Annotated in this window: 14 protein-coding genes; 8 read left to right on the top strand and 6 right to left on the bottom strand. The window is 69.9% G+C overall.

The genetic code is table 11. The features are described from left to right. Positions 1-2625: ATP-binding protein (locus YWY_RS0108620; RefSeq protein WP_028847289.1), on the bottom strand; the 2625-nt coding region annotated here is incomplete at its 3' end. Positions 2626-3396: 771 nt separating this feature from the next. Between YWY_RS0108620 and YWY_RS0108630 the strand changes: the two genes are divergently transcribed. Together YWY_RS0108630 and YWY_RS0108635 are read left to right on the top strand one after the other, a co-directional pair. Beyond that, complete coding sequence (locus tag YWY_RS0108630) at positions 3397-4563, top strand: hypothetical protein (RefSeq protein WP_028847291.1); 1167 nt, start codon at positions 3397-3399, stop codon at positions 4561-4563. A 152-nt stretch (positions 4564-4715) separates the two neighbouring features. Beyond that, entirely contained in the window at positions 4716-6245 is a 1530-nt protein-coding gene (locus YWY_RS0108635; RefSeq protein ID WP_028847292.1) for a long-chain-fatty-acid--CoA ligase, read from the top strand. A 697-nt stretch (positions 6246-6942) separates the two neighbouring features. Here YWY_RS0108635 and YWY_RS20990 read toward each other — a convergent pair. Together YWY_RS20990 and YWY_RS23665 are read right to left on the bottom strand one after the other, a co-directional pair. Then, complete coding sequence (locus YWY_RS20990; RefSeq protein WP_051310076.1) at positions 6943-7692, bottom strand: hypothetical protein; 750 nt, start codon at positions 7690-7692, stop codon at positions 6943-6945. Positions 7693-7798: 106 nt separating this feature from the next. Further along, positions 7799-8458, bottom strand: coding sequence for a Crp/Fnr family transcriptional regulator (locus YWY_RS23665; RefSeq protein ID WP_028847293.1), 660 nt, complete (start codon positions 8456-8458; stop codon positions 7799-7801). 374 nt (positions 8459-8832) lie between these two features. On the opposite strand from YWY_RS23665, the gene YWY_RS0108650 reads away from it, so the two are divergent. The 3 genes from YWY_RS0108650 to YWY_RS24035 all read left to right on the top strand — a co-directional run bounded on the left by YWY_RS0108650 (position 8833) and on the right by YWY_RS24035 (position 11334). Further along, entirely contained in the window at positions 8833-9186 is a 354-nt protein-coding gene (locus YWY_RS0108650) for a VOC family protein (protein WP_028847294.1), read from the top strand. A 328-nt stretch (positions 9187-9514) separates the two neighbouring features. Further along, positions 9515-10123, top strand: a complete 609-nt coding sequence (locus tag YWY_RS24290) for a response regulator (protein WP_211227509.1) — start codon at positions 9515-9517, stop codon at positions 10121-10123. Next, the gene (locus YWY_RS24035) at positions 10120-11334 is read left to right on the top strand and encodes an ABC transporter permease (RefSeq protein WP_028847392.1); all 1215 of its coding nucleotides are present in this window, start codon (positions 10120-10122) and stop codon (positions 11332-11334) included. Before YWY_RS24290 ends, YWY_RS24035 begins: the two co-directional genes overlap by 4 nt. Positions 11335-11372: 38 nt before the next feature. Here YWY_RS24035 and YWY_RS0108665 read toward each other — a convergent pair whose 3' ends face one another. Next, complete coding sequence (locus tag YWY_RS0108665; RefSeq protein WP_051310078.1) at positions 11373-12407, bottom strand: hypothetical protein; 1035 nt, start codon at positions 12405-12407, stop codon at positions 11373-11375. A 173-nt stretch (positions 12408-12580) separates the two neighbouring features. On the opposite strand from YWY_RS0108665, the gene YWY_RS0108670 reads away from it, so the two are divergent. Next, positions 12581-13009, top strand: a complete 429-nt coding sequence (locus YWY_RS0108670) for a Fur family transcriptional regulator (RefSeq protein WP_028847296.1) — start codon at positions 12581-12583, stop codon at positions 13007-13009. Between the two features lie 26 nt (positions 13010-13035). Beyond that, positions 13036-15273 (top strand): catalase/peroxidase HPI, encoded by a 2238-nt coding sequence (gene katG / locus YWY_RS0108675; RefSeq protein ID WP_028847297.1) that lies wholly within the window; start codon positions 13036-13038, stop codon positions 15271-15273. 410 nt (positions 15274-15683) lie between these two features. Here the strand turns inward: katG and YWY_RS0108680 are convergent, their stop codons facing one another. Both YWY_RS0108680 and YWY_RS0108685 read right to left on the bottom strand, forming a co-directional pair. Then, the gene (locus tag YWY_RS0108680; protein WP_028847298.1) at positions 15684-17729 is read right to left on the bottom strand and encodes a YhgE/Pip domain-containing protein; all 2046 of its coding nucleotides are present in this window, start codon (positions 17727-17729) and stop codon (positions 15684-15686) included. Then, on the bottom strand, positions 17729-20428 hold the full coding sequence (locus YWY_RS0108685) for an MMPL family transporter (RefSeq protein ID WP_028847299.1): 2700 nt from the start codon (positions 20426-20428) through the stop codon (positions 17729-17731). The genes YWY_RS0108680 and YWY_RS0108685 overlap by 1 nt, the downstream gene beginning before the upstream one ends. A gap of 131 nt (positions 20429-20559) precedes the next feature. Between YWY_RS0108685 and YWY_RS0108690 the strand changes: the two genes are divergently transcribed. Beyond that, the gene (locus tag YWY_RS0108690) at positions 20560-21216 is read left to right on the top strand and encodes a TetR/AcrR family transcriptional regulator (RefSeq protein WP_028847300.1); all 657 of its coding nucleotides are present in this window, start codon (positions 20560-20562) and stop codon (positions 21214-21216) included. Positions 21217-21247: the final 31 nt, after the last annotated feature.

A 21247-nucleotide genomic window follows, 5' to 3' on the forward strand; every position in this document is an offset into this window, starting at 1 on the left:
ATCCCTGAAGTTCGTGTACTCGTCGGGGCCCAGCTCGATGGCCCGGTCATGATCGGCCAGCGCATCCTCGAACCGCCCCATGCATCGGTAGGTGATGGCACGCTGACCGATGGCGAAGCCGTCGGGGCCGAGCTCGATCGCCCGATCGTGATCGGCCAGCGCCTCGGCATAGCGCTCCATGTCCCGATACGTGACCGCGCGCTGCGTGAAGACTTCGGCCTCGCCGGGCACCAGCTCGATCGCTCGGGCATGGTCGGCCAGCGCTTCGGTGAACCGTCCCATTTCCCGGTACATGACCGCGCGAATGAAGAAGTTTTCGGCGTCCTCAGGGTCGAGCTCGATCGCTCGCTCCATGTCGGTCAGCGCCCGGTCGCCATCACCCGTGCCTCTCCACATCGCGGAGCGCAGCAACAGGTATACGGGATCCTCGTCCAGCTCGATCGCCTTGGTCAGTTTTTCGACGGCTTGCGCACAATTGCCCATCTTCTCGTACGTCACCGCCCACTGGGCATAGACCGTGCTGAGGCCGGGCTCGAGCTCGGCCGCTCTGGCGTGGTCCGCAAGCGCCTTGTCGTAGTCGCCCAGTGTTCGATACGCCACCGCACGCCGCGAGAAATACCATCCCTCGTTCGGATTGAGTTCGAGCGCGCGCGTGTAATCGTTCAGCGCGTCCGCCGCGCGCCCCATGTCCAGATAGACCTCCGCGCGCTTGAAGAGGCAGCCGTCATTGTCCGGCCTACGGTCGAGCGCCCGGGTGTAATCGATCAGCGCATCGAGATGCCGTCCCATGTCGTGATGAATGCCCGCGCTCACCTCCAACGGCCAGTCTTCGCTCGGAAAACGTTCGGCCAGCCGGGCGGCATCAGCCAACGCTTCTCCGTACCGCCCCACTGCCCGCAACGCCACGGCCCGGCCGCCGAGTGCCCCGACCATGTCCTGATCCTCGTCCAACACCTGATCGAAGTCCTCGATCGCGTCCTCGAAGCGCGCGCTGCTCATGCGTTCGTAGCCGCGCTGGACGAGCGCATCAAGCCGAGCGTCTGAAGCGAGGTTCGGAAAGCCCAGCAAGATCGTCAGATACGCCTCGAGATCGTTTTTCCGGACGGCGTCATCCAATCGTCGGGTCCACCGGAGAAGCGTTTCGTCCCCACTGTCGGCGGCCGCCTCGTTCATCATGGAGACCCAGCGCCGCAGGACAGCACGATCCGCTTCCGCGATCGCGACCGAATCTGCCATGGCGTCGGCCAGATTGGCCTGCGGCTCGGCACACAGCTGGTGGTAGCACTCTTCCAGACCGCAATTCAGCCGGGTGGGGTCCTCCCACTCGTCGCCGTCCGGCTCGGGCACTGCTTCGCGTTCGGTGCGATAGTGGCCGGCCAGCCGCTGATGAAGGTCCCGCCATCGTTGTGGCGAGCGCGCTTTCAGCAAGCGCAGCATCGCTGACCGCGCGACATCGTGGTACTTCCAGTTGTCCCGGGTCCTGGTGACGAAAGGAAGATTGCACACCCAGTCGAAGACGTCCGCTTCATCGGCGTCGTTGCTGATCACCGCGAGCACGTCGGCGTTGAAGTGCCGCGGTGTCGCTGCGGTGAGAGCCGCATCGCGCAGCCGGGCATCCGGCTCCCATTTCAAAAAACGCTCCACGGCGCTGTTCGCAGGATCCTCGACCGAGTGCTCGTCTGCCGGTCCCCTGACCGCCAGGGCGTTCAGCCACACCGGGAGCCGCCCGGACAGCGACAGGATCGTCGCCACGGTGTGCGGGTCGTGGACGTTGTGCCTGGCGAGCAGTTCGCGCGCTTCGGCCTCGGTGAACGGCGCCAGCGGGACGTCCTCGACTATGCCCAGGTACGGCGCCCAGTCGTTGACATCGAGCTGACGCTGCCCGGCGATGGTCATCACCAGCTCGGCGGGCAGGGCGCCGTACTTGCCTTCCAGCAGGTCCAGGATCCACGGCTGGAGGAAGTGCGACGTCCGTTCGAAAGTGTCGAACACCAGCGACACGGTCCTGCGCTTGGCCAGCCGGCTGAGATCGGCGACGAAGAGCTTGGTCAGCACCGCGACCGGCTCGAGCACCAGCCGGACATCCTCGGCATTGCGGAACTTCCGGCTCACATAGGTCCGGAAACGGTCGAGGTGTTCGTCGGTGATCGCCGCGCTGGCGACGTCCGCCAGCACCCCGAGGCTCGGGTCGGCCTTGGCCGCGGCCATTCCTGCCCTGGTGAGCAGGGCACCCAGCGTGCCGAACTCGCGCGATTGCGGATCGGCCATCAGCTCGCGCTGGCGCTCGCGATAGGCCGACAGCCGCCACCGGAAATCCTTGAACTCGCTCCCCTCGCCCGCCAGAGCGGCCGAGAGCACATCCATCGTCTCGATGACGTCGTACGCGCTCTCGTCGGTGCTACCGCACGCAGCCCCATGTTCGGCGGCTATGCGCTGAAACTGCTGCACCAAGTACGTCTTGCCGACGCCCGCGACACCGTGCACGGCGAAAACGAACGTGCGACGCTCGTCGTCCACCGGGAGAGCCAGGTTTTCGGTGAACCGCGCAAGCAGCTCCTGCCGCCCCACGAAGTCCGCGCGCTGTCGCCTCTTGATGATGCTCTGCAGGTCGGTCCGTTCGTTCACGCTTCCCGGCAGCCTTTCGGACAGCTCCTCGTGGCGGAGCGAATCGCATCGGGGTGTCCCCTCAGTATCCGTGACGTGACGGACCGTGTGACGCGATTCGATCAAACGCCCTCGTCACGAATGCGTTGCGCCGCCGGAATCGACCGACGTCCTCCTGTCAGGGACGATCCTGCCCGCGAGCCGCCAGCCCACCGGCCGAGCGCCGGGCAAGGTCTATCACCAGACGGTTCGGTACCCTCCGCCACCGGCATCGAAGCCGCCACCACCGCCATCGAAACCGCCACCACCGGCATCGAAGCCGTCACCACCGCCCCAGTCGGACGGGTGGTGCGGGGTGTCCATGGCATAGGCAGCCGTCGAGCCGATCGGCACGCAGGCCGCCGCGATTCCGATCACAGCGCGACCGGGTGAAGCCGCGCGACGAGCAACGCGTTCATGACGTTCGCTCCCCGCACGCAAGCGGCCGACAGCCGGAATGGCCGTGCACCTGAACGAGACCAGGCTCACTCCCCGCGCGCAGACGGCCGATAGCTGACGGATTACGCGCGGATATGCCCGCAAGGCAACCTCTGGGCGCGCACAAGCGTGAGTCGGACAGGCTCTTGAGCGCCTGAGGAGGGATATCCACATGAGAAGAACACATCTTCGCCGATGTGTCGTCGCAGCTGCGGTCGCGGCCATGCTTACCAGCATCGGCGCGGCGGCACAGGCGCAAGAGGGGGATGGGAGAAGACCCGGGTCAGCGGAAACGAAGCGATCGACGGATACGACGTGACCGTCGACGCCAAAGGCACGACCAATGTCATTTGGGCAGGCGAAGGCGGCGACGGTCCGCGGCAAGCCGTCCGGGTCCGGACCAGAGCGGCCGACGGCTCGTGGTCGGAGCCCCAGGTCCTGGCGGAGAAGGCGTCGGGGTTCGACGACTTCCAGGAGCCGGTGATCGCCGCGACGGCCGCAGGAGGTGCGGCGGCCGCGTGGATCGACGCGTCGGGATCCACACCGCGGATCATGGCCAGGGTCAAACCCGCAGGTGGCTCCTGGGGTGCGGCGGAGCAGGTCGCCAACGCCAAGGGCATCAGCCAGTTGCGGATCGCCGGGGCGGCGTCCGGGCACGTGATGCTGGTCTGGCGGCAGGACGACGGCATCCACGCCAGCCGGTACACGCCGGCCAACGGCTGGTCGGCCCCGAGGACCCTGTCGTCGTCGGGCGCCAATCCGGATGTCGCCATCAACGACACCGGCGTCGCCTACGCCGCGTGGAGCCAGAAGTCGAACAGCTCGGCACCAGACCGGATCCGCGCCCGCTACAGCACGCCCGGCGGCGCGTGGTCGACGTTCGCGACGTTGTCGTCATCGGATCGCCGGGCGGACGAACCGGCCGTGGCGGTCGACCAGAACGGCAGCGGAATGGTGGTCTGGAGCCAGCGCCGCGCCCCCACCGTGATCCAGGAAGCCCACCGTCCGGTTGGCAGCACCTGGACCAAGACCGTCACCATCTCCAACACCAAACGGACATCGATCGAACCGGACGTCGTCCTGGACGCCCGGGGTTCCGCGGTCGCCGTCTGGCAAGTCCGGCTCGCCGGCGGAGACACCTGGAGCTACGAGGTGGACGCCAACAGCCGCCCGTCGGGCGGCAAGTGGGGCACCGCGCGCAGGCTCGACGTGGAGGCGATGAACCCGATGGTCGGCATGGACGGCCAGGGCAACGCCACCGCGGTGTGGCACAAGGACGGCTACTACCCGTGCGGGCTGGTTGCGGCCGAGAAGCCTGCGGGCAAGTCCTGGGCGGTGCCGAAGCAAGTCGCCAATGGCATCGACACCTGGTCGAAGGAGTACGCCGTCGGCGCGGACGGCACGGCCGCCGCGGTGATCTACGACCACAACGGTCAGGACGGCGACTGGGATCACCCGATCTACGCGTTCGTGCGGCCCTGACCGGTGACCGTCCCGGCAAGGCCGGGGGCCGGCGCCCGGTCCCCGGCCTTTCGTCGTTTCGGGCGTCGCGGAATGAGCCTTCCAGTCCCCGGGCGATCGCGGCTAGCATCCTCAGCACGACGCTCGCGACATCCACCACGGAGGGTCCCGCCATGGCCATTCCCCTGTCCCGCATGGGTGATTTCCTCGCGCACTGGACCGCCCGCAAGCCGGACCAGCAGGCACTGGTTTTCCAGGACCGCAGCTGGACCTGGGCGGAGCTGGACGACCGGGTGCGGCGTGCGGCGAGTGCCCTGCGTGCCGCGGGGCTGTCCGCGGGCGACCGGTTCGCGGTGCTGGACAAGAACCACCCGGCCTGCCTCGAGCTGACGCTGGCCGCGTCGATCATCGGTGCGGTCAACGTGGTGGTGAACTTCCGCCTGGCACCGGACGAGCTGGTCCACGTCCTCGACGACTCCACGGCGAAACTCGTCGTGGTCGGCGCGGAGTTCGCCGGAACGCTCGACGGCATTCGTGACCGCCTGCCGTCCGTCTGCCGGACCGTGGTGCTCGGCGGTGAAAAAGACGAGTACGAGCAGTGGCTGGCACAGGAGGAACCGCTGGCGGAGCTGCCCACCACGTCGGCCGACGACTGTTTCCTCCAGCTCTACACCTCGGGCACGACCGGCTGGCCGAAAGGCGCGATGCTCACCCAGCGCAGCATGACCGCGCACACCAACGCCGTCGCACCCGCATACGCCATGGACGAGGACACCGTCAACATCGTGGCGATGCCGCTGTTCCACGTCGGCGGGACGAGCTGGGCCCTGGGCAGCATGGCGACGGGTGGGCGGACGGTCGTCGTGCGGGAAGTGACGGAGGTGCTGCAAGAAGTCGCCAAGCACCAGGCCACGCACGTCTTCCTGGTGCCCGCGGTGATCCAGGCCCTGATCCAGCACCCGCAGACGCCGCAAGCGCTCGGCAGCGTCCGCGTCCTTGCCTACGGCGGCTCCCCCATGCCGCTGGACGTGATGAACCAGGTCCTGGAGAAGCTGTCCACGCCGCTGTACTCGGTGTACGGGATGACCGAGATGTCGGGGGCGTTCTGCTGCTTGAAGCCGGAAGAGCACCGCGACGAGTCGCGCAGGCACTTGCTGGCGTCGGCCGGGCGCATCCTGCCGGAGACAGAACTCCGCGTGGTCGATCCGACGACCGGCCAGGACGTGCCGACCGGTCAGCTCGGCGAGTTCTGGGTGAAGTCGGAGCAGGTGATGGCCGGCTACTGGCGCAACCCGGAGGCCACGAAGGAAACCATCACCGAGGACGGCTGGCTGCGCACCGGGGACGCCGGCCGGGTGGACGAGGACGGCTACCTCTACATCGAGGACCGGGTCAAGGACATGATCATCACCGGTGGGGAGAACGTCTACCCGGCAGAGGTCGAGCGCGTGCTCGCGCAGCACCCGGACGTGGCGGAGGTCGCCGTCGTCGGGGTGCCGCACGAGAAGTGGGGCGAAACCCCCAAGGCGGTCGTGGTCCTCAAGGAAGGGGCCACCCTCGACGAGCAGGGTCTGATCGACTTCACCCGGGAGAAGCTGGCGCACTACAAGTGCCCGACGTCGGTCACCGCCGTGGCAGCGCTGCCGCGGAACCCGACCGGCAAGATCCTGCGCCGCGAGCTCCGCGCTCAATTCCAGTCATGACGCGGCACCGCCGGTGCGCCCGGTCGTGCGCGGAGCCGTGCGGCACGCACGATTCCCGTCCCCGGGACGGCAGGCTGGCGAGCCCCGTGCCGGTCCACTGGTGACCTCACTGCCTGCGGGACCGGTCGACACCGTCATGGTGGACCGGCGGCCGGTAGACGGCACTCGTCTCGGGTGCGGCCTGCGCCGGAAGGAATCCGGATTGCGCAGGCCAGGTGTCGCCGTCCTGTGCCGGAATGCGGGGTCGGAATGCGGGCCGTCGCCTGCTGGGCGGACACCGTGGCCGGTGCTGCTTACGGCAGGCTCGTCGCCTCCTGAGCCGACCGCGCCACCGTGAGCCGCCGCGCCAAGGCTCGGCACGTCGGCATGGCCGATCCCGAGCCCCGCTCGAGCCTGGCCGTTCAACATCGGCATGGCCGATCCCGAGTCCCGCTCGAGCCTGGCCGTTCAACATCGGCAAGGCCGATCCCGAGCCCCGCTCGAGCCTGGCCATTCAGTTGGCTTCGGGTGCGTTTGTGCGATCCGAAGCGAACGTCCGGCGCGGTGGCCGGTGCCGTCCGGGTGACGGTTCGTCAGACGGCCCCGAGCTGGTCCGGATTCCTCCGGTGCGTGGGCCCCGCCTTCGTCACCGCTTACTCCCGCGGTGAGCTGCCGAGGCTCTGCACCATCCGGCCCACTTTCCGGTCCCCGCGCCCGGTCACCGTCGGGCGTAGGCCTTGTCCAGCACCGTCGAGGTCGTGGGCGTGGCACCGCGCCGCTCGTCCGGTGCCCTGGCGGGCGCCGAGCCTGCGGGCTCGGCCGCGACGAAACCCTTTGCCAGCAACTCACCGGACGGGGAAGGAACGCGCAGGAACGCGCGGCTCCGATACGACTTGGCTTCCACTTCCACCGGCACGTAGAGATCCGGGCGCTCGGCGGAGTACCCGGACGCCACGGCGTCGTGGTAGGCCCGCTCCGACACGATGGCGGCCAGGCAGGTCGTGTCGCCGGAGCGGGTCAGCAGGTTCCGCACCGGATCGGCGTCGACGAGCCGGTGCGTCTCGATCTGCGCATCGCCGCTGCGGTCGCCGGTCGGCCTCTTCGCGAACTCGGTCACCGGGCCGACGGTGATCGCGGCCCGCATCCGCAGCGGTTGCCCGTGGCCTGCGGCCAGTCCGCGCGCATTGCGGTGCAGCAGTTCGTCCTGCAGCGCGGACAGCAACGGGTTGAGCAGCAACGGAAGCATGGCCGAGTCGAACCCGGCGAAGTACCCGTCCCCGGTGTGCCGGTGGAACCGCTGCTGCTGCCATGCCTGCGCCAGGCCCGCTCGTTCGAAGGCGAGCCGGAGTATCTGCGGGATGTCCTTGGTCAGCTCGGCGTGCCTGCTGCCTTCCCGGCCGTTGAAGTCCTTCACGTCGACCACGAACAGCGACCGGTAGGGCGGCAGTACCTGCGGGTGTCGGTCCATTCCAGATCAGCCTTCCCGATGGGACGACCTCGACGTTGCCAGGGAGGATCGCGCCGATACGCGGCCGGCGTTGTCCACCACCGGACAAATCGTAGTGTGGCTCACGTCACAATCCCGCATGTCGGCGAAGCTTCCGCACGTCGGCCACCACGACGCGCCGCCCGGACGAGAGCGCGCCGGTACTGCGCAACAGGGCGATCTGCTCGGCGACGGTGCTGCGGGCCAGCCCGAGGGCACGCGCCAGCTCCCCCTGCGACAGCGGGATGAGGAAGCGATCGGGCTTGTCCGGCGGGGCCAGGGTGACCAGCTCGTGCAGCAGCCTGGCCACCCGCCGCTCGGCGGGGAAGCGCGCCAGCTGCATCTGGCTGGGGATGGTCTGCGACAGCTTGAGCACCAGATAGTCCGCGTACCGCCCCACCGCACGGTTCTCTTCGAGGAAGCGGTGGAACCGATGGGTCTCGATCACCTTGGCGATGCACCGGTCGATCGCCATCACGCTGACCGTTCGCCGGGAGTGCTCGCCGGTGGCCATCTCGCCCACCACATCGCCTGCCGAGCGCAGGGAGACCAGCAGTTCGTCGCCGTCCGGTGTGTGGCCGAGGACCTTCACCCGCCCGGACACCAGCGCCACCAGGTAGCCGCCTGGCTCGCCCTGTCGCATGAGGTACGTGCCCGAGGCGAACTCGCGGTGGGTGCCGAGCATCAGCAGGCGAGCCCACCCTTCGTCACCGAGCAATGCCCGAAAGCCAAGCGGCCGCTCAGCCACCTCGGCCTCCTGCCTACTGCTGCCACAACCCCGCACCACTGGCATGCCCTCGGATGTCACCGCTACTTTCGGTAGCGTGCCAACTACTGTCGGCACGCGCAACGGTGACCATCGCGAACGCTCGCCGATGCCGTCCGGCGGCCTTGCCGACCAGGGCAACCATACGGACCCGGCGCGCAGGAGAACACCCTTTCGCCGACCGGGACGACTCCGATCACGTGCTGCTTCGCCGAGCCCGTGCAGCCCACACCACCCGCCCATCCCGTCCAGCCCGCCGGAACGGGACCGGCCGCCGGTGGACCGCACGACGGAGCAGGTGCGGACGGCCGGACATCGATCGCCACCGTCGGGCCGAGCCGCTACCGTGATCGGCCATGGCCGTCGAGTGGGAGCAAGTCATCGTGGACGCGGCCGACCCGATCGCGCTGGGACGCTGGTGGCAGCGGGCGCTGGGGTGGGTCGTCGTCGACCAGGACGACGAGATCATCGAGATCCGCCCGGCCCCGGACCGCAAACCGGGCCTGTTGTTCGTTCCGTCGAGCGAACCCAAGACCGGCAAGAACAGGTTGCACATCGACCTGCGCCCGGACGACCGCGACGCCGAGGTCGAGCGGTTCCTCTCCCTGGGCGCCCGGCGCGCCGATGTCGGCCAGACCGGCGAGGAATCCTGGGTGGTGCTCGCCGACCCCGAGGGCAACGAGTTCTGCATCCTCGGATCCGCGCACTGACGACGGCCGCGGGGCGCACGCACTACGGCGTCCGGCGATCACCCGCGGGCGACAGCGGCGCACACGACCTGCCCGGAAGGACACGAAACCACCATCGTGGGGTTGCGGCACGCCCTCGGATCGGGCGGGGATCGTGACGACACCGAGAGGAGGGGGGCCGCGCCGTGTGCGCCTATGTCCTGGTCGCCGAGGACGACCCGAAGCAGGCGGAACTGGTGCGCCGCTATCTGTGCCGAGAGGATCACACGGTACGCGTCGTGTCCAACGGTCGCGACGCCATCGACGAGGTCCGCCGCCGGCCCCCCCCGACCTGCTGGTGCTCGACGTCATGATGCCGGGTGTCGACGGCCTCGACGTGTGCCGGGCGCTCCGCCGCGACTACGAGGTGCCGGTGCTGATCGTCACCGCACGCAAGAACGCGGAAGACAAGCTGCTCGGTTTCGACCTCGGCGCGGACGACTACGTCACCAAGCCCTACGACCCGCGCGAACTCATGGCCCGGGTGCGCGCCCTGCTGCGCCGGGCGGCACCACGGGCCGACCGCTCGCTCAGCGTGGGAGACCTCGTCCTCGACCCGGTGCGGCACACCGTGCGCCTCGGATCGCGCGGATCAACTGCACCCCGGCCGAGTTCCCCATCCTGGCCCTCCCCGGATCGTCCGCACCAGCTGTCCGGCGGCGAGCGGCAACGCGTCGCCATCGCCCGGGCCCTGGTCAGCGAACCCGCGATCGTGCTCGCCGACGAACCGACCGGCGCGTTGGACACCGCCAACGGCCAAGCGGTGATGGCGCTGCTGCGCGAGCTCAACGCGGCGGGCACCACCATCGCGGTGATCACGCACGATCGGGAGATCGCGGCCGGGCTGCCCAGGCAGGTGGAGATCCGCGACGGCACGATCCGGCGGGACGTCCGGGCCGGCCAGGAGGTCGCGGCATGAGCGATCCACGCCCGCGCCGGCCCCGGCTGGACCCGCTCGACGTGCTCGCGCACGGCGTCGTCGGCCTGCGCTCCCGGCCCCTGCGTGCCGCGCTCTCCGCGCTCGGCATCGCCATCGGCATCGCGACCATGGTGGTCGTGGTCGGGATTCCGGCGTCCAGCCAGCAAGCGCTCGGCCGGGAACTGTCCGCACTCGGCACCAACTTGCTGCGCGCGCAGGCGACCATGGACGAGCGGACCAACGCGCTGCCGCCCGTTCCGGAGCAGGCCGACGCGATGGTGGAGGGGATCGGACCCGTCACCCAGGCCAGCGCGGCCGCCACCACCCACGCCCAGATCCGCCGCACGGACAAGATCCCGCCGGAGCAGTCCTCCGGCCTGACCGTGCTGGCCGTACGGCCGGACTTGCTGCGGCTGCTGGACGCCGAGCTGGTCGCGGGCACGCCGATCACCCGCGAGAACGAGGGGCTTCCCGTGACGGTGCTCGGCGCGACAGCCGCGAGCAGGCTCGGCATCACGTCCCTGCCGCCCGGTCAGCCCGCGCCCAAGGTGTGGATCAACAACCGGTGGTTCACCGTCGTCGGCATCCTGGCCGCCACGCCGTTGGACCCGGAGGTCGAACGCTCGGTGCTGGTCGGATGGGGGGCCGCGCGAACCTGGCTGGGCTTCGACGGCCATCCCACGGTGATCTACGCCAGGGCGGTCGAGGAGCACCTGGAGTCCGTGCGCGACGTGCTGCCCGCCACGGTGTACCCGGAGAATCCGGCCCGCATCAAGGCCAGCAGGCCGTCGGACGCGCTGGCGGCCAAGCGCATCGCCGAGACCACGTTCTCCGGGCTGTTCCTCGGGCCGGCCGCGGTGGCGCTGCTGGTCGGCGGGGTCGGGGTGGCCAACACCATGGTGATCTCGGTGCTGGAGCGCAAGCGCGAGGTCGGCCTGCGCCGGGCACTCGGCGCGACGAAGGGCCAGATCCGCACCCAGTTCCTGACCGAATCCGTCGTGTTGTGCCTGTTCGGCGGGTTGACCGGGGTGCTGCTCGGCGTGTTGGGCACCGCCGTCTACTCCGCCATCAAGAGCTGGCCCGCCGTCGTACCGCTGGACGCGACGCTCGGCGGGCTGGGGTCGGCGATGGCGATCGGCGCGCTGGCCGGGCTGTATCCGGCCATCCGCGCCGCCCGCCTGACACCGACAGAAGCGCTCGCGGCACCGTGATCGCGGGCCTGCCTCCCTGCCGCCCTGCCCCGCGTCGGCTAGCGCCCGCCGGTGGCCGGCGCGGCGGTGGCCACGTTCGGCATGCCGCGCCGCCACACGGCACCGGCGCCCAGCATGATCAGCCCGGCCGCCGCCCACACCGCCAGCACCAGCCACTCGCCGCCGGTCGAGGCTCCGGGGAAGAAGCTGATCGAGCGCAGCAACTCCACCGCCGCGCCGTTCGGCAGGTAGGCGCCGACCGTGGCCATCGGTTCGGTGAGGAATTCGCGCGGCGCGAAGATCGCTCCCCACGGGTTGCCGACCAGCACCACCAGCAGGATCGCGACCAGGATCCCGGCTCGGCCGAGCAACGTGCCCAGGCCCGCGACGAAGGCGCCGATGGCGAGCATGCCCATCGCCAGCGCCGCCGAGACGAGCCAGTAGTTGCCGGGCAGCACGTCGAACCAGGGCCCGAGTACGGCGCCACCGACGAGCCCGCCCGCCGCCGCGGTCACCCCCAGGGTCGCGAAGCGGCGAATCGGGGTACGCACCAGCACCAGGGCGACGACCGCTCCGGCGATCCCGCCGATGAGCACGGGCAGGATCGCGATGTTCACCGCCTGACCGGCCCGCCCGACCGGCACCACGTCGGTGACCGTCACCGTGCCGGGCAGGCCCCCTGCGGCCAGTTGCGCATTCAGCGCGACACCCAGCTGGTTGAGCAGTTGCGTGATCTGCAGGCTGTCGGCGCTGGCGGTGAGGATCTCCGGTTGCTGCCCCAGCACGATGGCACCACGCACGTCGCGGGCGTGGATCGCGGCCACCGCCGCCTGCCGGTCGGGCACCGTGGCAACCTCGAACAGCTCGGGGCTGCGCGCGGTGAGCTGCTGTTCGACCGCGGCGACCGCAGGCTGAGGCCCGGCGACGGCGAGCGGGATGTGCTGCGGGCTCGCCGTGGTGATCGGCCACAGGAAGGCCGCGACGAACAGGCCGATGAACAACGCGACCGCGAGCCCGGCGCCGACGGCGACGCGCCACGACGTCGGCTGCGCAGCGATCTGCTGCTCCTGCTGGTCCGGGGTTGTACTGGCCATGACTGCTCCCAACGAGGTGGCGCGACCGGATCGGCCAGAGCGCCGTCGGTTTCCTGCAATTCGCCTGCCGACCCCGGATGGTTGCTGTGCAGATCGCGCGACCGTTGTCACCCGAACGCGGCCAAGATCACCCCAAACTTGAATCATTCAAGAAAATTCGGCAGACTCCGGGCATGCCGACCCGGGAGGAGTTCGCACGCCAGCTGCGTGAGGCACAGCTCCGGGTCACCCGTCCGCGCCTGGCGGTCATGGCGGCGGTGCACGACCACCCGCACGCCGACACCGACACGATCATCCGCGCGGTGCGGAAGAGTCTCGGGGAGGTGTCGCATCAGGCGGTCTACGACGTGCTGCACGCACTCACCGACGCCGGCCTGCTGCGCCGCATCCAGCCGTTGGGCTCGGTGGCCCGCTACGAGACGCGCGTGGGGGACAACCATCACCACGTCGTGTGCCGCTCGTGCGGCGCCATCGCCGACGTCGACTGCGCCGTCGGCCCCGCACCGTGCCTGACCGCAGCCGACGACCACGGGTACGTCATCGACGAGGCAGAGGTCATCTACTGGGGGTACTGCCCCCGATGCCGCGAAGCGAGTTCCTGAACCCGCCGATTCCGAAAGGACAGTCAGTGACAGAGGGGCACGACGCGAAAGTCGGAGACGTCAACGTCGAGGAGGCCGGTGGCTGCCCGGTGGCGCACGGCCAGGTGAACCATCCGACCGCGGGCGGTCACGGCAACCAGGACTGGTGGCCGAACCGGCTCAACCTGGGCATCCTGCGCAAGAACCACCCGGGCTCCGACCCGAACGACCCGGGCTACGACTACCGCAAGGAATTCCTCACCCTCGACCTGGACGAGCTGGCCAAGGACGTGGACAAGGTCCTGACCACCTCGCAGGACTGGTGGCCCGCCGACTTCGGCCACTACGGGCCGTTCATCATCCGGATGGCCTGGCACGCCGCGGGCACCTACCGCATCCACGACGGCCGGGGCGGCGCCGACGGCGGCCAGCAGCGGTTCGCCCCGCTGAACAGCTGGCCGGACAACGCCAACCTGGACAAGGCGCGCAGGCTGCTGTGGCCGGTGAAGAAGAAGTACGGCCGCAAGATCTCGTGGGCCGACCTGCTGATCTTCGCGGGCAACCGGGCGCTGGAGACGATGGGGCTGAAGACGTTCGGCTTCTCCGGCGGTCGCGTCGACGCGTGGGAGCCGGACGACGACGTGTACTGGGGCCCGGAGACCACGTGGCTGGGCGACGAGCGGTACCGCGGCGACCGGGAGCTGGACAAGCCGTTCGCGGCGGTGCAGATGGGCCTGATCTACGTCAACCCGGAGGGCCCGAACGGCAACCCGGACCCGCTGGCCGCGGCCAGGGACATCCGCGAGACGTTCGGCCGGATGGCGATGAACGACGAGGAGACCGTGGCGCTCATCGCCGGCGGCCACACGTTCGGCAAGACCCACGGCGCGGCCGACCCGGCCAAGTACGTCGGCCCGGAGCCGGAGGGCGCTCCGCTGGAGGAGCAGGGCCTCGGCTGGAAGAACAGCTACGGCACCGGCAAGGGCCCGGACACCATCACCAGCGGCCTGGAGGGCACCTGGACCCCCACCCCGACCCGGTGGGACAACTGGTTCTTCGAGAACCTGTTCCGCTACGAGTGGGAGCTGACCAAGAGCCCGGCGGGCGCCTGGCAGTGGCGGCCGAAGGACGGTGAGGGTGCGGGCACCGTGCCGGACGCGCACGACCCGACCAAGACACACCCGCCGACCATGCTGACCACCGACCTGGCCCTGCGGTTCGACCCGGTCTACGAGCAGATCTCGCGCCGGTTCTGGAAGAACCCGGACCAGTTCGCCGACGCGTTCGCCCGGGCGTGGTTCAAGCTCACCCACCGCGACCTCGGCCCGAAGTCCCGCTACCTCGGCCCGCTGGTGCCGCAGGAGGACCTGATCTGGCAGGACCCGGTGCCGCCGGTGGACCACGAGCTGGTGAACGCCGACGACATCGCCAAGCTGAAGGAGCAGATCCTCGGTTCCGGGCTGACCGTGGCGCAGCTGGTGAAGACCGCGTGGGCGTCGGCGTCGACGTTCCGGGGCAGCGACAAGCGCGGTGGCGCCAACGGTGCCCGGATCCGGCTCGAGCCGCAGCGCAACTGGGAGGTGAACGACCCGGACGAGCTCGCCCAGGTGCTCAGCACGCTGGAGGGCATCCAGAAGTCGTTCAACGACGCCCAGAGCGGCGGCAAGCGGATCTCGCTCGCCGACCTGATCGTGCTCGGCGGGTGCGCGGCGGTGGAGAAGGCCGCGCGGGACGCCGGTGTCACCGTCGAGGTGCCGTTCACCCCCGGCCGCACCGACGCCAGCCAGGAGCAGACCGACGTCGAGTCGTTCGCCCCGCTGGAGCCGGTCGCCGACGGCTTCCGGAACTACGTGAGCAAGGGCGCCCCGCTGCCGCCGGAGTACCTGCTCATCGACCGCGCCAACCTGCTGACGCTCACCCCGCCGGAGATGACGGTGCTGGTCGGCGGCCTGCGGGTGCTGGGCGCCAACACCGGACAGTCCCCGCTGGGCGTGTTCACCAAGCGTCCGGGCGTGTTGACCAACGACTTCTTCGTCAACCTGCTCGAGCTGGGTGTGGAGTGGAAGCCGACCGGCGACGAGGCCGAGACGTTCGAGGCGCGCGACGCCGACGGCAACGTGCTGTGGACGGCCAGCAGGGTCGACCTGGTCTTCGGCTCGAACTCCGAGCTGCGGGCCATCGCCGAGCTCTACGGCGCCGACGACGCGCAGGAGAAGTTCGTGCGCGACTTCGTCGCCGCGTGGGACAAGGTGATGAACCTCGACCGGTTCGACCTGCACGACTGACCCGAGCTGATTGTCAGCTCCGCTGCCGCGCGGTGTCGTCCTGCCGGACGGCACCGCGCGGTTTTCGTGTGCGGCTTCCGGCAGGTGACCGTCCGGTCGCCGGATCGGCTCGACGGCCCGGCGCCGGGCTGCAGGGCATGGCCGGCGGTGTCGGCGCACCCTTGGTTACGCGGTCGAGCCAGGCGCTGACGGGAACAGCGCCCAGGGCGGGCTCCTCCTGCAGCAAGGCGTGTCCAATCCCGCCGACGACAGCGAGACCGGCGTGCCGCCCAGCCAGCTCCGAAGGCAGCGCCAGGCGGCCGTCCCGGTTGCCCCAGGACGGCCGCGTGTGATCTCGGCGTACTCCGGCTACGCGTGCGCGGGCAGGGCCTTCCGGTGGACACGCCCGCTTGGCGGGCAACTTACTCCGGCTACGCGTGCGCGGGCAGGGCGGGCCGGCGGAGCCGCTTGCCCGACAGGTACCGGCGGCGGTCGGTGACCACGACGGCGGCCAGCGTGCCGACCAGCAGCCAGCCGACCAGTTCGGCGATGCCCCCGGCCAACCCGGGCCCGTCGGCCGCGATCGCCCGCAACGCTTGGATCGCTCCGTGGGTCGGCAGGTAGTCCGACACCGTGTACAGCGGCCCGGGCAGGGTCGACACCACACCGGTGGCGCCGGTCAGCACCAGCACCGCGAGCGATGCCAGCCTGCCCGGCCTGCCGAAGATCGCGGCCAGCGCCTGGTTCAACGCGACGAACGCCGACGACGCCAGCAGCGCGACCGCCAGGAATCCGACCGACTCGCCGAAGCTCAGCTCCAGCACCGGCACGGCCACCGCGGTGATGGCGGCGGCCGCGAGCGCTGCCGCCGTCGCGCCGGGAACGGCGGAACGAACGATGATCTTCCAGGTCGGTTCGCGCGCGGTCAGCACCTCGTCCGGCACGGCCCGCGTGACGATGTAGGTGGCCAGCGCCAGCGACCACAGCGCCAGCGCGGCGAACAGGGTGATCGCCAGCGGTCCGATGGGGGTCCCCTGCATGCTGGTCAGCGTCGGGGTGGCCGCCACCGTCTTGAGGTGGTCGCGCTCGTCGGCACTGTAGGTGGGGATGTCGTCGCGCCCCTTCGCCAGGCCGTCGCTCAGCTTCTTGGCGCCCTCGTCGAGCTGCACTGTGCCGTCGCTGAGCTTGCGGGCGCCGCCGGCCAGTTCGCTGGCACCTCCGCCCAGCTCCTTCGCACCGGATGCCAGCTGCTTGGCACCCTCGTCCGTTTGCTGGATGCCACTGTCCAGCTTCCTGGCTCCGCTGGCCGCGTCGGCGATACCACGCACCAGCGTGCCCATGTTGTCGGCCAGCTGCTCGTTGCCCTGCGCGACCTTCCGTGCCCCCTTGGCCAGCGCCGACACCGCATCCCGGGTCTGCACCGCCGCGGAATGCACCGAGTTCTTGGCCGCGTCGATCTTCCCGGCCTCGGCGGCCAGCCGGTTCGCAGCGGCGCGCAGCTCGTCGCAGAACCCCGGCAGCTCTTCCGAGCTCGGGCACCGATCGACCAGCTCCTGCAGCTTCTTGGCCGCGTCCTCCGCCGACGGCAGCGCGTCGACCGCATTGATGATCCGGTTGGCCAGCGGCACCAGGTTGCCTGCCAGCTGCTCGTTGCCGTCCGCGACCTGCTTGGCCCCGTCGGCGAGCTGGCGGGTCAGCTTCGGCAGCTGCGCGGTGTCCTTCTCCGCCTTGGTCAGCCCGCCCGCCAGCTGCGACGAACCGTCGGCCAGCTTCCCGGTGCCGTCGGCCAGCTGCGCCGCACCGTCGGCCAGCTGGGCGATCGCATCGGCCAGCTGGCTGGACCCGTCGGCGAGCTTGCGCGAGCCGGGCACCAGTTCCCCGGTGCCGTCGGCCAGCTTGCTCGCGCCCTCCACGACCTTGCCCATCTCCTTGTGCATCGTGGAGAAGCCGACGTAGATGTTGTCCAGGTACGTCTCGACCACCTGGCGGTTGAGCGTCTGCTGCGTGGTCCGGGCGATCATCTGCGCCAAGCTGGGATCGACCACACCCGCGCTGGTCGACGTGCGCACCTGGACGACGGCGCGGCGCGCCTTGAGCGGATCCTTCTCCGCGGTGGACGTGGCGCGTTTGGAGAAGTTCTCCGGGATGGTCACCACCGCGGCGTATTTGCCGCTCTTCAGCCCTTCCTCGGCGTCCTCGTCGTCGGTGAGCACCCACCGGAAGGCGGAGTCCTCGTTGTGGGTCAGGCTGCCGGCCAGCTCCCTGCCCAGCGGCACCATCTGCCCGTTCACCTCGACCGGCTTGTCGTTGTTCACCACCGCGGCCGTCGCGGTGCCGTGGTCGCTGTCCGGAGCCCAGAACGCCCAGGTGAGCAGGCCCATGACCAGCACAGGGATGACGATCAGCCCGGTCCAGGTCTTCCACGTCAACGGGCCCGAGGACAACGCGCGGGCGGAGTTGGCGAACGGCTTGAACATCAGCGGACCTCCACCAGCTGTGGCGTCAAAGCAAGGAAGTGGGTACGCGCCCCCGGCAGCAGGTCGAGCAGCCGCTGCGGGTCCTGGCAGCTGAGCACGAAAGTGGCCGGCCGCCCGGACCGGGTCCGCCCGAGCGCCAGCATCTCGCGCAGCTCGTCACGCGAATCGGTGCGCAGCACCAGGTCGGCGTCGTCGAGCAGCACCAGGCGCACGTCGTCGTGCAGCGCGGCGCGGACTTCCGCCACCGGATCCTCGGCGTCCCGGCACGGGATCACCGCGACGTCGCGCCGCACCGCGTGCGTGTGCTGGGGCAGCACCCGGCCGAGCACCTTGAGGTCGCCGCGCACCCTGGTGACGCGTCCGGCCAGGGTGAACAGCAGCGCGGACTTCCCGACCTCGCCGGCCCCGTGCACCACGAGCACGTCGCCGTGCGGGAGACGGATGTCCACGTCGCGGTAGATCGGCTCGCCGCGGTGGTCGTCGAGGCTCACCGCGCGGGCGCTGACCGCCTCGTCCACGCCCGGCCACTCGCGCAGGTTCAGCTCGCGTACCAGGCCTTCGCCCTCCGCGTCGAACGCGGGCAACGCGCGATCCAGCTTCTTCGGCAACCACCACGCGGCACGACCGAGCAGCGCCATCACCGCGGGCACCAAGGTCATCCGCACGATGAAGGCGTCCACGAACACCCCCACCGCCAAGGCGAACGCGATGGGCTTGATCACCGGACTGCCCGCCGGCACGAACGCGGCGAACACCGCGAACATGATCACGGCCGCGGCCACCACCACCCGGGAGGCCGACACGAACCCGGTCTCGATGGCCCGGCGGGCGTCCCCGCCGTGCACGTAGTCCTCACGAATGCGGCTGACCAGGAACACCTCGTAGTCCATGGCCAGGCCGAACAGCACGCCCATGAGGATGATCGGCAAGAAGCTGATCACGCTGCCGACGTGCGTGACGTCGAGGACGTCGGCGAAGTTCCCGTGCTGGAAGACGAACGAGGTGGCACCGAACGCCGCGCCGACCGACAGCAGGTAGCCCACCGTGGCCTTGATCGGCACCCAGAGGGAGCGGAACACCATCGCCAGCAGGATCAGGGAGAGGCCGACGACCAGGATGCCGAACGGCAACAGCGCGTCGCCGAGCTGCTCGGACACGTCGATGCCGATCGCGGTCAGCCCGGTGACCGCGAGCTTGGTGTCGTACTTCTCCTCCAGCCGGGGCCGTTCCTCGCGCAGCGTCTGCACCAGCTGATCGGTTTCCGGCGAGTCCGGCGCCGTCTCGGGAATCACCTGGATGATGCCGGTGTCCACGGACGGATTGGGCGTGGCCATCGGCACGGATGCGACGCCGGGCAGCCGCCGGATCTCGTCGGCCAGGTCGTCCATCAGGCCGAGCGGATCGCGGCTGGTGATGATGTCCGCGGTGACGATCAGCGGACCGTTGTAGCCGGGGCCGAAGTGCTCGGAGACCACGTCGTAGGTGTCCCGGGCCGGGTTGCCCTCGGCCTCGGTGCCGTTGTCCGGCAGGGCCAGGCGCAGATCCGCCGCGGGGATCGCCATCACGCCAAGGCCGCCGATCACCAGCACGACGGTGAGCACCGGCACCTTGGTGACGGCTCGCACCCAACCGCGGGCGAACCGGCGATTGCTCCGCTGCGCCCGGCGCCTGCGCCGCTTGGGACGCAGCCGCTCACCGGCGAAGGCCATGAACGCGGGCACCAGCGTCACGGCGACCGCGACGGCCAGCGCGACGGCGATGGCAGCGGCCAGGCCCATGATGCTCAAGAACGGGATGCCTGCGACGGACAGGCCCGCCACCGCGATGATCACGGTCAGGCCGGCGAAGATCACCGCGGAACCCGCCGTGGCGGTGGCGCGCGCGATGGACTCCTCGACCTCGAGCCCTTCGGCGAGCTGGTCCCGGTGCCGGGACAGCAGGAACAAGGCGTAGTCGATGCCGACCGCAAGGCCGAGCATGATCGCCAGCATCGGCGTGGTGGACGAGATCGTGGTGAACGCGGTGGCCAGATACACCAGCGCGACCGCGATGCCCACCCCGACGACGGCGGTGATCAGCGGCACCACCGCGGCGATCAGCGAGCGGAACAGCAGCAGCATGACCACCAGCGCGACGACCATGCCGAGGCCTTCGATCGCGCTGAGCTTGGGCACCTGGTCGGCGAACGCGTTGCCGCCGGTGTAGACCTCGGCGCCACCGCCCACCTCGTCCGCCAGGTCGGCGGCGATCTCGGTCAGGTCGGCGCGGGTCTGCGGGTCGACGTGGGTCTGGTCGACCTCCAGCGCGACGGTCAGCATCGCCGCGCGCTTGTCCTCGGCGATCGCCCCCTTGACGTTCTTGTCGAACGGGCTGATCGCGGCGGCTACCTGGTCGAGACGCTCGATGCGGTCGACGGCGCCTGCCATGGCCTGCTTGATCTGCGGGGTGTCCACCGACTCGCCGTCCGGCACCAGCAGCACCAGCTGCGCCGAGGCACCGCTGACCTGCGGGAAGACCCGGCCGAGATGGTCGAGCGCCTGCTGCGACTCCGAGCCGGGGATGGTGAAGGTGTCGTCGGTGCCCTGTGCCGCCACGGCCGTCACGCCGCCGATCCCGGCCAGCGCTGCCACCCACAGGACGACGACGAGCACGCGAGCCCGAGCTGCCGCGCGCCCGAGACGGTAGAGCAACGACGACACAATCAGCTCCTATCGGTATTTGGATACATTGTGTATCGTAGATGCAGAGTGTATCCGATGCACTGTGTATCGGATCACCTGGCAAGATCTGCAGCACACCGGGCAGCCCCACCGACACCGAGGAGGACGCGATGACGGCGAGCGCCAAGCCGGACGGACTGACTCGCCGTCGCGCGGAAACCCGGAAACGCCTGATCGACGCCGCCTACGAAGTCTTCGCCGAGTACGGGATCCGCGACGCCCCGGTCGAGGTCATCTGCGATCGCGCCGGGTACACCCGCGGCGCGTTCTACTCCAACTTCGAGAGCAAAGAGCAGCTGTATCTGGCGGTGTTCGAAGCGCAAGCGGAGGAGCGGATCCGCCGTCTGCGCGAAGCCGTCGACGCCGCGGTCGAGGCGGCCGACATGACCGGCCCGGACGCCATGCAGCGCGTGCTGCACGACACCACCGCGGTGTTCCTGCACAACCTGTCCGACGACGTCACCTGGTATCTGCTCAGCGCGGAGTTCCGCGCGCTGGCACTGCGCCAGCCCGAACTGCACGCCCCGACGGTGGAGGCGGAGAACCGGTTCTACGCCGAGCTGGCCGAGATCCTGACCGACGCATTGCGGCGGATCGGCATGCGCTTGACCGCCGACCCGCGCATGGTCGTCATCACCGTCACCGCGGTCTACCAGGCGATGCTCGACGAAGCACTGCTGGGCGACCTACCACCCTCCGGGCCGAACCCGTACGTCGACGAGATGCTGCCGAGGCTGCTCGAGCTGCTGGTGGAGCCGGCCGACTGAGCCACCGCCCGGGCCGGAACGATCTTCGTCG

The sequence above is a fragment of the Thermocrispum agreste DSM 44070 genome (assembly GCF_000427905.1).
Classification (GTDB): domain Bacteria; phylum Actinomycetota; class Actinomycetes; order Mycobacteriales; family Pseudonocardiaceae; genus Thermocrispum; species Thermocrispum agreste.